Origin of the sequence: Sphingosinicella rhizophila, from assembly GCF_032378825.1 — a bacterium.
Classification (GTDB): Bacteria; Pseudomonadota; Alphaproteobacteria; order Sphingomonadales; family Sphingomonadaceae; genus Allosphingosinicella; species Allosphingosinicella rhizophila.
Window position 1 is genome coordinate 1 of record NZ_JAVUPU010000017.1, and the last position, 13237, is coordinate 13237.

The following is a 13237-nucleotide window of genomic DNA, read 5'->3' on the forward strand; positions in this document are numbered from 1 at the left end:
CTTCCACCAGTTCGAAACCTTGCCGAAGGTCGACTAGCCTCTGTCAGTCGTCGCTCCTGGCATCGAAATTCGAGGCGACGAAGCGCAATCCGCTTCTCACCCTTTCCATCAGCTCTTCATCGGCTTTCGCGGAATAGACGCCGTAGATCGAATAAGAAAAATGGGGCTTGCTCTTGACCAGATGGAGCTGCCCCGCTTCCAGATGCGGTCGCAGCGCCGCCATCCTGAAATATCCGGTCCCGCCGCTTTCCAGAATATAATCCATGGCTAGCGGCCCATAATTGGTCGAAACAACGGGGCTCGCCGCATCGGGAAATGCCGCATGGTGGCTTGCTGCGAAGTCCGAGCCCCAATCGACATAGACATAATTGTCGCACAGGCTTTCGTCACCGCCCGGATGCGTCGTGGCGGCCACCAACTTTTCCTCCACCAGCAATTCGGCGACGATCCCCGGCGCGCGTGGCGGCGCGTAGAGCACGGCGAGGTCGATCAATCCGTCCTGGACCTGCTCCATCAGCCGGTCGGCAACGTCGATCCGGGTTCGCACCGCCACATCTACGCAGTCGCGGCGCATCCAGACGAGCCAGTCGCGCAGCATGGGATTCCAGAGGCTATGCTCGCCGCCGATCGTCACGACCTTTTCCCGTCCGGCCGGGAGGGCGACTTGGTGACGGGCGCGCTCCCAGACCTGAACGAGCGTTGTCGCATATCTTTGAAACTGCTCTCCGGCAGCGGTCAGCCGGGCTCCCGCTTTGTTGCGGGTGAACAAAGGACGATCGAGCTGTTCTTCCAAGACCCTGATCCGGGCGCTGACCGCGGTCTGGGTCAGATTCAAGTTTTCGGCCGCTCCCACGAAACTACCGGTCTTGATCACTTCCAGGAAGGTCCGGGCGCTGCTGATATCCATTTTAACACCAAGATTATTGTGCTTAATATGAAATAGTATTCATTTGCTATGTGTAATGCAAGGACGCATTCTGACATTGTTAGGCGGTGGGCAGAGCGGGGTGAGGAGAAAAAGCATGATCCACTCAGCACGTGATCGGGATCGCATTCCGGCATTTCGGCGGGCAATCGCTTTCATGTCCTCCGCCATCTCATCCGAGTTTCGCCTGGTGATGACTTGGTTGAATTCGTCACTGAAAATCAGTTTGAAGAGGATGCTGGATTTCAGATTGAGACCTCCGGCAAAGCCCTTCCCCGGCTGGCCGGGGCCGACTCCGCCCCCGATAGACCTGCTGGAAGGTCATGCGAAAGGCCTGGCGGATCGCCCCTTCGCGCCCGCGGATCATTCGATCATGGCCGATGCGGGCGATCCGGCCGAGTAAGAGCATCGTGACTATAATTGCGGCAGGTTACCGCGATCGCACCGATTTTACGGACGAAACCGGAGAGGTCGCGCCGCATCCGTTGAGCAAGATCGCGCGAATGATGTTCCTGGCCGACGTCGTTGATCTGGCCACCGAACCGAGCCGCGCGCTGGACGCATGGATCGCCACGGAAATATTTCCGTCTTTGCTCGGCTTTCGGGCTGCCGGTCCCGGCATCTGGATCGATGATGATGGCGGCAGGGTGAGGGCCCTGCTTTATTCTTCCTCGCTTTCGGCGGCAACAACGTTGGTGCCGGAGCAATATTGGATCGAACGTCCGGCCGGAGGAGCATCGATCGAAGTGCACGGGCCCGACCCCAACATCGTCGGGTTCGGGGAAAACACCCATATGCCGCTGGCGGCATCGGCCGCCGCGCTCCGTGCCCGAACACGCCTCGCACTCGCACGCCACAGGGAGGAGGGCAGGATTCACTCCAAAATTTTTGAGGTCGAGGCGCGATAATATGTGTTTGTCTCTTCTCCTTATTTGTCGAAGATCGGGCTGTCACATGGCGACGCGCTGAGCGCCGTCGTCATCTCGCTTGAAAGGCCGGATCGAATGGCATCGCAGGCCGGCATATTGGCCGGCAACATCAATTTTGCGAACTTCGCCAAGGCGAGCGAACTCAAGCGGCGCCTATGGTTCACTCTGGGCGCCTTGATCGTCTTCCGCCTGCTGACCTTCATCCCTCTGCCCGGCATCGATCCGCGGGCGCTCAACCAATTGTTCCAGTCGACCCAGGGCGGCATCCTGGATTTCTTCAACATGTTCTCGGGCGGCGGCCTGGAGCGGATGAGCCTGATCGCCTTGGGGGTGATGCCCTATATCACCGCATCGATCGTCATGCAGATGGCGTCCTCGATGTCGCCAGCCCTGGCCGCACTGAAGAAGGAAGGTGAAAGCGGACGCAAGAAGATCAACCAGTATACGCGCTATGGAACTGTCTTTCTGTGCACGATCCAGGGCTATTTCATCGCCGTCGGCCTGGAGGGGTGGGGCGCCGGGCAAGGAGGCTCGGCGGTGATCGATCCGGGATATCTGTTCCGCCTGACCACGGTCGTCAATCTCGTCGGCGGGACGATGTTCCTTATGTGGCTCGGCGAGCAGATCACAACCCGCGGGGTCGGCAACGGCGTGTCCCTCATCATCACCGCCGGCATCGTGGCGGAGCTTCCGACCGCGGTCGGGCAGGCCCTGGAAGGCGGACGAACCGGCAGCCTTTCGCCGCTGACGATCATGGCGGTTTTCGCCTTCGCCGGCATTCTCATCCTTTTCATCTGCTTCATGGAACTGGCCCAGCGGCGCGTCCTGATCCAATATCCCAAAAGGCAGACCGCGCGATCCGGGCTCCAAGCGGAACGCTCGCACCTTCCGCTGAAGATCAACACGGCCAATGTGATTCCGCCGATCTTCGCATCCTCACTGCTGCTGATGCCGCTCACCATCGCGCAGTTCGCGGGCAATCGCGTCGAAGGTGAGAGCCTGTCGGGAGACATGCTCATCATGGTGACGACGGCGCTGCAGCACGGCGCGCCGCTCTACATGACGCTTTACGGCATCGGCATCGTCTTCTTCTGCTTCTTCTACACCGCCGTGGTCTTCAATCCGGAGGAAACCGCGGAGAATCTGAAGCGCTATGGCGGCTTCATTCCGGGAATCCGCCCCGGCAAGCGGACGGAGGAATATCTCGATTACGTACTCACACGCATCACCGTCGTCGGCGCCGCCTATCTGACCGCGATCTGCCTCATCCCCGAATATCTGATCGCGAAGGCCGGCGTCCCTTTCTATCTGGGCGGAACCAGCCTGCTTATCGTCGTCAACGTAACCATGGACACGGTGACCCAGATCCGAAGCCACCTCATCGCCCATCAATATGGTGACCTCATCAAGAGCGCCAAATTGCGCGGCGCGCGTTGAAGTGACGGTCGAGGTGCCGCTTGACGCCCGCGCAATGTGCAGGGAGCACCGCGCTCATGCGCAACGGCCCGCGGACGTCAGCCTTCCGTTGGAATGATCAGAACGTCCCGATGCGCGTCGCGGATCACATCTTCCGTCACACTGCCGATCAGCAGCCGCTCAAAGCCCTTGCGCTGGTTCGTTCCAAGCACGATCAGGTGCGCATCCTCTTTTCGCGCACTTTCGAGGATGCTCCTCGCAGGTGTGCCGTTCATGGCTGCTATCCGGTGCTCGGACGGAGGAAGGCCGAGCTCGCGAACTAGGCCGTGCAGCTTGGCGGCCGCCTCGGTGCGTTCACCCGCGACATAATCGTCGACCGCATCGGTCGTTTCCATCGCCATTCGGAGCATGCCTTCGGCGGGCGCGTCGAAGGCATGCATGACGACGACCTCAGTAGGCTCGAAAATGCCCATGGCCAAAGCGGCGCGCCCTGCCGCTTTTGAGGCTTCGTCGAAATCGAGCGCGAGAAGCGTTCGGTCATAGGAGCCCGAAGGCGCCTGGACCGCCACCAGCAAAGGCGACCGGCTTCGCCGGACCGCTCGACGGTCGTGCCGATGAAAACGTCCCTCAGGCGGCTGCGATGAGGCCCGAGGATGATGAGGTCGGCGTCGACCGTTTGGGCGGCATCGAGGATGCCGGAATGGACATCGTCGAGAACGACGAGGGGATCCGCGATAATATCATCTTCGCTGCGCAAGGTTGGCGCGGTTTCCTCGAGGATGGACAAGGCTTCCGCGCGCTCGGAGGCGACTAGCAGCTCGGGGCGGTCGGCATCGACGACGTGCATCAGGATCAAGGATGCACCGACCCGCCTTGCGATCAATGTGGCGCGCCGCAGGGCGCGATCGGATCGCGTCGAAAAATCGGTTGCTACGAGGATGCGGTCTATCAAACTTCCCTTCTAGAATGAAGTGGCCGGTGGACGCTCAGTCCCGCACGCCGGCACCGAGTGCTTCGCGGATCAATAACGTCCGAGGTTGAGGCCGTCCGAATCGATCGGCAGCGGCTCGCCGCTGATGATGCCGGCGACGAGCCTTCCCGAACCACAGGCCATGGTCCAGCCGAGAGTACCGTGGCCGGTGTTGAGATACATGTTGCCGATCGGCGTGGCGCCGAGAATGGGCGGCCCGTCTGGCGTCATTGGCCGAAAACCATACCAGAAGTCGGTCTCGGCTTGGGCTGTCGCGCCGGGAAAGAGACCGTTTAGCGAGTGGAGCAAAGTCGCTTGCCGTTCACGCGGCAGGCTTCGATCGAAGCCCGAGATTTCCGCCATGCCGCCCACGCGAACCCGATCGCCCAGCCGCGTGATGGCGACCTTGTAGCTTTCGTCGAGCAGGGTCGAAACAGGCGCGCGGTCGTGATCGGCGACGGGTAAAGTGATCGAATAGCCCTTGACTGGATAGATCGGGAGCCGGAGGCCGAGCGGGCGCAGCATCGCCGGCGAATAACTGCCGAGCGCCACCAGATAGGCGTCGCCTTGAATGAATCCCTGATCGGTCCGCACACCTATTATCCGTCCGCCTTCGGCATGCAGCGCCTCGGCCTTCGTACCGTAGCGGAACTGCACACCCTGCCCTTCCAGCCGCTTTGCCAATGCCTTGGTGAACATGTGGCAGTCGCCAGTTTCATCTCCGGGCAGGCGCAGGCCGCCGGCGAACCGGCCGCGCGCGGCCCTGAGTCCGGGTTCGGCGCCCACGCAGCCGGCCGGGTCGAGCAACTCATAAGGGACGCCATAGGATTGAAGCACAGCGATATCGCTGACGCTGGCGTCGAGCTGTTGCTGCGTGCGGAAGAGCTGGAGCGTGCCGCGCGAGCGATGGTCATAATCGATTGCCAGGCGCTCGCGCAGCGCCACGAGTTCGTCACGGCTGAACTCGGCAAGCCGGACCATGCGGCGCTTGTTGAGCGCGTATCTTGCCGCCGTGCAGTTGCGCAACATGGCGCAGAGCCAGCGGACCATATGGATGTCCACCTTCGGCCGCAGGATCAGCGGCGCATGTTCCATCAACAGCCAGCGCACGGCTTTCAACGGGATGCCGGGCGCGGCCCAGGGCGATGCATAGCCGGGCGAAATCTCCCCGGCATTGGCGAAGCTCGTCTCGAGAGCGGGCCCGGGCTGCCGTTCGATCACGATCACCTGATGGCCGGACTGAGCGAGATAATGAGCGGAGGTAACTCCTATGACGCCGGCGCCGAGAATGACGACTTTCATTGGCGGCGTCCCGCAACCGAAGCGACGATGCGATCGCCATCGGCACAGATGCGCTGATGCCGTACGCCGAGCCGAGTCAGAATCTCATAAGAGATGGTTCCAGCGTCCGGCACAACCTCCGCCAGCGATTGCGAAGGCCCGAGAAGCTCGACGAGGTCCCCCTCGTGAAGCGCATGGGCCGGCAGGCCAGAAATGTCGATCGTCAGGCTGTCCATCGAGACGCGGCCGACGACGGGGAGACGATGCCCGTCGAAGCACGCCGCACCGACGCCGCCGAGGCTGCGCGGCCAGCCGTCGCCATAACCGACGCCGATCGTGGCGATACGGCGCGCGACCGGGGCGACATAATCGAGGTCATAGCCGACCCCGGTGCCCGCGCCGATCTCGCGGATCTGAAGAATGCGCGCGTCCAGGCGCAAGACCGGGCGCAGCCGGCCCGCATGCGCGCCCGCCGACGCGCCGAACAGCGAGATGCCCGCGCGGGCCAGATCGAGATGATAGTCTCGCGAAAGAAAGACGCCGCCGCTGTTGACGATCGATGCCGGCACGTTCGGGAATAGCAAGCAATCCGAACGAAACCTTCCGAGCTGCATGTCATTGGCAGCATGATCCATTTGATCGGCGCAGGCGAGATGGGTCATGATCAGTCGCAGCGATATTTCGCGGGAAGAATCCGGATCGCCGGCGAGCGAGGCGACCGCCGGGGAGTCCAGGCAGAGCCGCGACATGCCGCTGTCGACCTGCAAGGCGGCCGGGAGCGGCTCTCCGTTCGCGCGCGCCTGTCGGCGCCAACGCTCCACTTGGGCGCGCGAGTTCAGCTCCGGAATGAAGCCTCCTTTCGCGCAGCGCGCTTCGTCGTCCGGATCGAGGCTGTTCAAGATTAGGATATCGCTATCGGCGCCGACGGCGTCGCGGATGTCGAACGCCTCGCAGAGCTGCGCAACGAAGAAGGTGCGACACCCTTCGCGATGGAGGAGCGGCGCGATCTTCGCCGCATCCAGGCCATAGGCATCGGCCTTGAGGACCCCGGCACATCGAGCCGGCGCGACATGATCGTCCGGAAATTCGCGCCTACCGCAGCCAGATGGATACGTAGCCGGCTGCAAAAAACTCGAGTAGACAGGCCTTGCCATCTCCTACCTCCACGGAGCAAGGTAGCGGCGATCCTTTCGAATGTTTCGTTGGATTAACGCCCAAAATGGCTTATTTCGATACTAGACGACACAATCTGTGAATGAGTTGAATTTAATGGTGACCGTGGACGAAGCCGATCGGCGGATTCTGACCCAGCTCCGGCTCAATGGGCGTATCACAAACAGCGCGCTCGCAACCGAGATCGGCCTGTCCCCTTCGGCCTGCCTTAGGCGCGTCAAGCTGCTGGAGAAAAGGGGCGTCATCCGCGGCTATACTGCAATCGTATCCAGCGCCATGCCGGAGGAAGGCACGATCGCGATCGTCCAGGTCGAACTCGAACGTCAAAGCGAGGAGTTTCTTGTCCGCTTCGAGAATGCGCTGCGCAAGCATCCGGAGATCCAAGAATGGTATTTGATGACTGGTGCCGGCGACTATATCCTCCGTATCCAGATCGCCGACATCGACGATTATGGGCAGTTTCATAGGGAGGTTCTTTCGCGGCTGCCGGGCGTGTCCCGTATCACTTCCAGCTTCGCAATGCGAAGCAACCTGCGGGCCTGACGGCCTCGCCTTCGAAGCACGGACGCCTGTTCAGGCGAGGACTTGCCACAAGATGGAGATCGCAGCACCGTCGGGACGAGGAGCAATGCGATCAATCCCGCGACGGGTGCCGTCAGCTTTCTGCCATGCTCGCGATGGAAGGCGCCCAGTCTGTGCGCCAGGCGATTGTCGGCCGTCAGCAGGCCCTGGTCGAGCATGTTCAGCCTGGGATAGAGGTCGATCAGTTCCCCGAGTTTCTGCTCGCTTCGTTTGGGATAGCGGCTGAGTGGAGCCTCCACCCACAAGGTGATTTCGGACAGTCTCAGCCGGTTGTAGGAGATTGCCGTTTTACATTTCTTTTCAACAGAAGGGCGAGGTCGACGCGACAAGACACCACCCGTGTCGAAGAGGATTTCGCACGGCATCCAAATCGTGATGGAACTCGGCCGGCTCCGAAAATGGGGGCCGGCGTCCCCGATACTTTCGTTCACCGGATGCTCGCGCTGGCCAAGCAAAACGTCCGGCTACCCGCCGATCATCAGGCGCCGAGGATCCCGAGGGCTAGGAAGAACTTAAATATTCAAGAACTATAGATTTGTTCTCTAGAGACTAATTTCAAGCACTGCGTATGAATTCTCAAGTTCCGAGTTCAAAGCTGTCGGCCCGGGCGGCGCGCCAAGCGACACTATAGAAATCGCGATCGTGGGAATCGGTAAGAAGTTCACCGTCCCGAAGGAAAATATGCAATTGCGAGAACATGCGAATCTCGGTCGCGCTCACCCGACGAACAAGATGATGGGGCCCGATATGGCTTGGATGCTCAAGGCCAGCCGCCGCGATCATATCGGACAGTGCGGCAAGGGTGTTGCGATGGAAATTGCGAACCCTTTCCGCCTTGTCGGGCACAACGAGCGCGCGCTGGCGCATCGGATCCTGGGTCGCAACGCCGACAGGACATTTGTTGGTGTGGCAGGTGAGGGACTGAATGCAGCCGAGCGCGAACATGAATCCCCTTCCCGCATTCGTCCACTCCGCTCCAAGAGCCATGACGGCCGCAATATCGAAGGCGCTGACGATCTTGCCGGCCGCGCCAACCTTGATCTTGGCTCGAATGCCGGCACCGACGAGCGTGTTGTGGACGAAGAGCAGGCTCTCTCGCATCGGCATGCCCAAATGATCTGAAAATTCGAGCGGAGATGCGCCGGTGCCGCCTTCGGCCCCGTCGACGACGATGAAATCCGGAAAGATGCCGGTCTCTCGCATGGCCTTGACCATGCCCATGAACTCCCAAGGTTGGCCGATGCACAATTTGAAGCCGACCGGCTTGCCCTTCGAGAGCCGGCGCAGATCGGCAATGAAGTGCATCATTTCCAATGGCGTTGAAAAAGCCCGGTGTCGCGCGGGCGAAAGGCAATCCTCGCCCATGGGAACGCCGCGTGTCGCCGCGATCTCGGCGCTGACCTTCTCGGCCGGCAGAATGCCGCCATGACCGGGCTTCGCGCCCTGGCTGAGCTTTATCTCGATCATCTTGACCTGGGGATCGGCGGCTTGTTCGCCAAAACGAACAGGATCGAAATTGCCGTCCGCGGTACGGCAGCCGAAATATCCGCTGCCGATCTCCCAGATCAGATCACCGCCAAATTCCCGGTGGTAAGGGCTGATGCTGCCTTCGCCCGTATCGTGGGCGAAATCGCCCATTCTTGCACCCTTGTTCAGGGCCAGAATGGCGTTCGCGCTCAACGAACCGAAACTCATGGCCGATATGTTGAAGATGGAAGCAACATAGGGCCGATCGCAATCGTCACCCCCGATCCGCAGGCGGAAGGTCGACGGATCCGCGGGCGGTGCCGGCCGGGTCGAATGCGCGATGAACTCATGGCCATTCCTGTAAACGTCCACCAAGGTGCCAAATGCGCGATCGCTGCTCTCATTTTTCGCGCGCGCATAGACGAGCGAGCGCTGGCTGCGAGAGAAGGGCGTCTTATCCTGATCGCCCTCGATCAGATATTGGCGGATCTCGGGCCGTATTTCCTCGAAGAACCAACGCAGACGCCCGGTGAGGGGATAATTTCGCCGGACCGAATGAAGCGGCTGGGCAAGGTCGTAGATACCAATCGCCGTCAGAGCCCCGCCGATGGCAAAAACCGCGATGGCCCATACGGCCGGCAGATAATAGCCCGACACGGCTGCGATAATGAAACTGATGCCGAAAATGGTGAATCGGGAGAAAAACACGCGTGCTCCTCCTGAATGAGGCAAGGCTTGCGCTGCCAGAGCGCTGCGTTAAATTCGATACACACCTCTGCTTAAGGAGCCTGAGAAACATCCAATATCGTGAGGACTCGAGATTTCCCGTCGAGGCCGGGCCAATCGATCGATTGGCCTGCCCTCAGTCCGATCAAACCCGCCCCGATCGGCGTCAATATGGACACCTTTCCTTCCTCGATATCGGCCTCGCTCGGCATCACCAGCTGCACCCGCCGGACAAGATTCGTGCTCTCGTCGAGATAGGACACTTCCGATCCCAACCTCACGACGTCCAGGGGGAGCTTTCCAGCAGGGCAAATCCGTGCCCGGTCAATTTCATCGAACAAAGTTTGGGCCAGCTCCGGAGAGCGTGTTTCCAGGCTCATCGCGAAGTTCGCAATAAGGTCGTAATCGACCTCCGAGATGCGAATGGCGGGTTTCTTGGCGCCGCGACGCCCGAGGGTTTGCGTGGAACGCACGAATTTTGCTCCTTTGGACTGGGATAGACTGGAGCGAGGGCAGCTCAGACGCCCGGCCTCCAGATCGTCTTTGGTAAGATGAACCCCAGACCCGCTTGGCGTTCGCCTCGAAGGAGCCTGGGGTTAAATGCCCGCGAGGAGCTGTCCCGAATGCGCGCGGAAGCGCCTAAAGATAAGCGGACGAAGCATGATTGTCAGATGGGAGGCCACGCCATCGGTGTCAACCGAAGCGCCAGCCGAACGTCGGGAAGGTGGGGCCAACATGCGTGGAGGTGACCCACGTCCTTGCAAGATCATCAAAGCGAAGAGCAGCCTGCAATCACGTACCGATCTGGGAGCTATTTTTTTCCTTTCTTTGGAACTAAGCCGCTCGAAGTGGCTGGTCACCTCCTTATCACCCGGCGCTGGGGAGAAGATGTCGAAGCATTCGGTGGTGGCAGGGGATATTCTATGGTCCGAGGGTCTTTACCGTCAATTTAGCAACCGACGACAGGTGGCCGCATATGCCGGGCTTGCTCCTACGCCCTGGCAGAGCGGATCTATCGCGCACGAACAGGGCGTCTCTAAAGCTGGGAACCCTCGGCTGCGCACGGCGATGGTGTAGCTCACCTGGCTGTGGCTCCAACCAGCCGGGCTCAGCGCTCAGCTTGTGGTTCATGAGCGGGTCAAGCGCGACGGGGAGCGAATGCCGAAAACCACAGTGGTTGCTCTGGCGCGAAAGCTCCTTGTGCCGCTCCCGTGAAGGAACCTGTCCCATAGCGCATCCTTCCATGGCTGGCTGTAAAAATGCACCATCAAAGCCTGGGATCAAACACCTAGACTAGCCAATTGAGCCGCGTAGGACGAGACCGCGCTTTACTCTTTTAAAAGCGATAGCGGCGCTTATGTTGGCGCTGGCATACACTAGATCAGCGGCGCGGACTATTAGTCGGGGGGCCCCAGTCTATGTCCGTCACCGCGAGCGCCGAGTTCTCTCCTCTGGTCAGCCGGCACCCAAGCTTAGTGCCCTTCCAACCTAGGCATAGAACGAGTATGCCTAGCCGAACTGTTAAGGACCGGGCAAGATGAGCCAAGCCATCGAACGGATGCCGGCCCTATTCATCGGCCATGGAAGTCCGATGAACGCCCTCGAGCTGAACGATTTCACTAGGCTCTGGCGCAGCCTCGGCGAACGGCTTCCCAAGCCAAAGGCATTACTGGTCGTCTCGGCGCATTGGTTCATAGGCGCCACTGCGGTGACGGCCATGCCCCGGCCACGCACTATCCACGATTTTTACGGCTTCCCGCCCGAGCTCTTCGCGTTCGACTATCCGGCGGCAGGAGCTCCGGAGGTTGCCGAAGAAGTCGCGGAGATCGCCAAGCCGCTATGGATCGGACTCGATCGCGATCAATGGGGGCTCGATCATGGCAGCTGGAGCGTACTGACCCACCTCTATCCTGAAGCCGACATTCCAGTTGTACAGCTCTCAATCAATGCGCTGAAGCCTCTCGCCTATCATGTCGCACTTGGCTCACGCCTTGCGGCACTGCGGAACAGGGGGATCATGATCCTCGGCAGCGGAAATGTCGTCCACAATCTACGGGAGGTCCAATGGAACCGTTCCGATGCCGCATTCGACTGGAACGAACGCTTCGACAATGCGGTGATCGAACAACTCTCACAAAATCCCGCAGAGATCCTCAAGGTCACCGAGCACCGCGACTATGCCCTCGCTGTGCCGACACCTGACCATTTCATCCCGCTTCTCTACCTCGCGGGGATAGCGGCGCATGAAGGGCGGGCCGAACCGCTGATACGAGGCTATGCAATGGGCTCCCTCTCGATGACCTGCTATGGCGTCGGGACCGGCCTTCCTGTGAAGGAAGCGGAGGGCGCAGCAACGCTTCCGCCTGAGGTGCCGCCCGACCAAAGCAATATGTAGATCATGCCCTTACCGGGTGCCACACGACGATAAGGAAAACACAGCTCAGCATCCAAGGTAGTAAGGGGGCCATGGAGGCAGAAGTTGTGCGGTTAATAAACGAACCAAAATAGTGACATCATCGATGGATGACGGACTACTTCTCAGGATGCAACGCGATGCTTGGCGCTTCAGATCAGCACCACGAAGATCATGAGGGGTATGAGAATCAACGCGAGGACGAACGCTACGCGGGCGAGGATCTGTACTTTTCCGGGAGGGGGGCGCATCCGGAACGCTGGCATAATAGCCCAGTGCATGGATCTTTTGAAAGACCACGAGGGCTTCGGCGAATCGAGCTCGGCTTCGTTGCCGTCGAACCTCGGATGGTCCGCCGCTAAGGCTTTGCCACGATCGCTCTCCGCGGCAACCCGCCAGCGGCCGTCCGTCCTGGAGATGATGAAGTCGCTGGTTGTGTCTCTCTCCTCTCGCCGGCGGCAGGGCGCGGCGCTTTTTCGTCCCCGCTTTATTGCGCCGTGTAGCCCCCATCGACGAGATGGTAGCTGCCGGTGACGAATGAGGCGCGGTCGGAAAGCAGGAACAGGACCAGCTCAGCCACCTCCTCCGGCCGGCCAAGGCGGCCGATCGGATGCAGGGCCACCAGCCCGTCATAAACGGCCTTGTCGAGGCGGTTCAGGAGCGGCGTTTCGATATAGCCGGGACCGACCGCATTCACGCGAACGCCCTGCGCCGCATAGTCCAGCGCCGCCGTCTTGGTCAGCCCGACCACGGCATGCTTGGCCGCAACATAGCCGGCGTGATTGAGCGCCCCGACCGATCCGAGGATCGAGGCGACGTTCACGATCGACCCACCACCGGAGCGAAGGAGTGCTGGAATCTCATATTTGAGGCCGTAGAACACGCCGCTCAGATTGACCGCGACCACCTTGTCCCAATCGTCGAGGCCATAATCCGCGACCGGCGCGTCGCCGCCGCCGATACCGGCATTGTTGACCGCCAGGTCGAGGCCGCCGAACCGCTCCAGCGCGAACTCGACTGATCGTCGGACGGACTCCGCATCGCCGACGTCCTGATGGACGGACAGGGCCGTTCCTCCGGGCTTCTCGATCTCGGCCACCACTTCGCTGGCGGCCGCTTCGTTAACGTCGGCCACGACGACCTGGGCGCCCTGTGCTGCGAGGCGGCGGGCGATTTCCGCGCCGATCCCGGAACCAGCCCCGGTCACCATGGCTGTCTTTCCTTCAAATTCGCGTTTCATGTTCATTCCTTTCATTGTTCAAGTTTTGGGGCGGCCGGTCGGCCGCCGATGGACGTGGCGTCAGCTTGCTTCGCAATGCGGCATCGCCGCGAGCGCGCGGCAGCGCGCGCGACCC

12 protein-coding genes and 2 pseudogenes are annotated in these 13237 nt (G+C 60.8%); 6 read left to right on the forward strand and 8 right to left on the reverse strand.

What is annotated here, in order from left to right:
* Nucleotides 1-43: 43 nt before the first annotated feature.
* Nucleotides 44-907: a LysR family transcriptional regulator gene (locus tag RQX22_RS18940; RefSeq protein ID WP_315728722.1), complete on the reverse strand. Its 864-nt coding sequence runs from the start codon at nucleotides 905-907 to the stop codon at nucleotides 44-46.
* 55 nt (nucleotides 908-962) lie between these two features.
* Between RQX22_RS18940 and RQX22_RS18945 the strand changes: the two genes are divergently transcribed.
* The 3 genes from RQX22_RS18945 (at nucleotide 963) to secY (ending at nucleotide 3291) form a co-directional block, all read left to right on the forward strand.
* Nucleotides 963-1328: a hypothetical protein gene (locus tag RQX22_RS18945; protein ID WP_315728724.1), complete on the forward strand. Its 366-nt coding sequence runs from the start codon at nucleotides 963-965 to the stop codon at nucleotides 1326-1328.
* A 7-nt stretch (nucleotides 1329-1335) separates the two neighbouring features.
* Entirely contained in the window at nucleotides 1336-1833 is a 498-nt protein-coding gene (locus tag RQX22_RS18950) for a hypothetical protein (protein ID WP_315728726.1), read from the forward strand.
* A gap of 96 nt (nucleotides 1834-1929) precedes the next feature.
* Complete coding sequence (gene secY, locus RQX22_RS18955) at nucleotides 1930-3291, forward strand: preprotein translocase subunit SecY (protein ID WP_315728780.1); 1362 nt, start codon at nucleotides 1930-1932, stop codon at nucleotides 3289-3291.
* A 77-nt stretch (nucleotides 3292-3368) separates the two neighbouring features.
* Here the strand turns inward: secY and RQX22_RS18960 are convergent, their stop codons facing one another.
* The 4 genes and pseudogenes from RQX22_RS18960 to alr form a co-directional block, all read right to left on the reverse strand.
* A complete protein-coding gene (locus RQX22_RS18960) occupies nucleotides 3369-3839 on the reverse strand; it encodes a universal stress protein (protein ID WP_315728782.1) in 471 nt (156 codons plus the stop codon).
* Nucleotides 3840-3928: 89 nt separating this feature from the next.
* Nucleotides 3929-4222 (reverse strand): annotated as a pseudogene (locus tag RQX22_RS19380) (universal stress protein); the annotation flags it as partial.
* 69 nt (nucleotides 4223-4291) lie between these two features.
* Entirely contained in the window at nucleotides 4292-5542 is a 1251-nt protein-coding gene (locus tag RQX22_RS18970) for a D-amino acid dehydrogenase (protein WP_315728729.1), read from the reverse strand.
* Nucleotides 5539-6675 carry an alanine racemase gene (alr, locus tag RQX22_RS18975; protein WP_315728731.1) on the reverse strand — a complete coding sequence of 379 codons (1137 nt, stop codon included), beginning with the start codon at nucleotides 6673-6675 and terminating at the stop codon, nucleotides 5539-5541. Before alr ends, RQX22_RS18970 begins: the two co-directional genes overlap by 4 nt.
* A gap of 115 nt (nucleotides 6676-6790) precedes the next feature.
* Between alr and RQX22_RS18980 the strand changes: the two genes are divergently transcribed.
* A complete protein-coding gene (locus tag RQX22_RS18980; protein ID WP_315728733.1) occupies nucleotides 6791-7237 on the forward strand; it encodes an Lrp/AsnC family transcriptional regulator in 447 nt (148 codons plus the stop codon).
* 615 nt (nucleotides 7238-7852) lie between these two features.
* Here the strand turns inward: RQX22_RS18980 and RQX22_RS18985 are convergent.
* Together RQX22_RS18985 and rnk are read right to left on the reverse strand one after the other, a co-directional pair.
* Nucleotides 7853-9451 (reverse strand): FMN-binding glutamate synthase family protein, encoded by a 1599-nt coding sequence (locus tag RQX22_RS18985; RefSeq protein WP_315728735.1) that lies wholly within the window; start codon nucleotides 9449-9451, stop codon nucleotides 7853-7855.
* 71 nt (nucleotides 9452-9522) lie between these two features.
* Nucleotides 9523-9942, reverse strand: a complete 420-nt coding sequence (gene rnk, locus RQX22_RS18990; RefSeq protein WP_315728737.1) for a nucleoside diphosphate kinase regulator — start codon at nucleotides 9940-9942, stop codon at nucleotides 9523-9525.
* Nucleotides 9943-10387: 445 nt separating this feature from the next.
* Between rnk and RQX22_RS18995 the strand changes: the two are divergent.
* Nucleotides 10388-10684: pseudogene (locus tag RQX22_RS18995) on the forward strand (transposase); the annotation flags it as partial.
* Between the two features lie 322 nt (nucleotides 10685-11006).
* Nucleotides 11007-11864: a 4,5-DOPA-extradiol-dioxygenase gene (gene ygiD / locus RQX22_RS19000; RefSeq protein ID WP_315728739.1), complete on the forward strand. Its 858-nt coding sequence runs from the start codon at nucleotides 11007-11009 to the stop codon at nucleotides 11862-11864.
* A 505-nt stretch (nucleotides 11865-12369) separates the two neighbouring features.
* Here ygiD and RQX22_RS19005 read toward each other — a convergent pair.
* Nucleotides 12370-13122 carry an SDR family NAD(P)-dependent oxidoreductase gene (locus tag RQX22_RS19005; RefSeq protein WP_315728741.1) on the reverse strand — a complete coding sequence of 251 codons (753 nt, stop codon included), beginning with the start codon at nucleotides 13120-13122 and terminating at the stop codon, nucleotides 12370-12372.
* Nucleotides 13123-13237: the final 115 nt, after the last annotated feature.

Excerpts from the sequence above, each read along its gene's own strand:
- RQX22_RS18940 (WP_315728722.1), bottom strand. The coding sequence starts at position 907 with ATGGATATCAGCAGCGCCCGGACCTTCCTGGAAGTGATCAAGACCGGT.
- RQX22_RS18945 (WP_315728724.1), top strand. The coding sequence starts at position 963 with ATGCAAGGACGCATTCTGACATTGTTAGGCGGTGGGCAGAGCGGGGTG.
- secY (WP_315728780.1), top strand. The coding sequence starts at position 1,930 with ATGGCATCGCAGGCCGGCATATTGGCCGGCAACATCAATTTTGCGAAC.
- RQX22_RS18970 (WP_315728729.1), bottom strand. The coding sequence starts at position 5,542 with ATGAAAGTCGTCATTCTCGGCGCCGGCGTCATAGGAGTTACCTCCGCT.
- alr (WP_315728731.1), bottom strand. The coding sequence starts at position 6,675 with ATGGCAAGGCCTGTCTACTCGAGTTTTTTGCAGCCGGCTACGTATCCA.
- RQX22_RS18980 (WP_315728733.1), top strand. The coding sequence starts at position 6,791 with ATGGTGACCGTGGACGAAGCCGATCGGCGGATTCTGACCCAGCTCCGG.
- ygiD (WP_315728739.1), top strand. The coding sequence starts at position 11,007 with ATGAGCCAAGCCATCGAACGGATGCCGGCCCTATTCATCGGCCATGGA.
- RQX22_RS19005 (WP_315728741.1), bottom strand. The coding sequence starts at position 13,122 with ATGAAACGCGAATTTGAAGGAAAGACAGCCATGGTGACCGGGGCTGGT.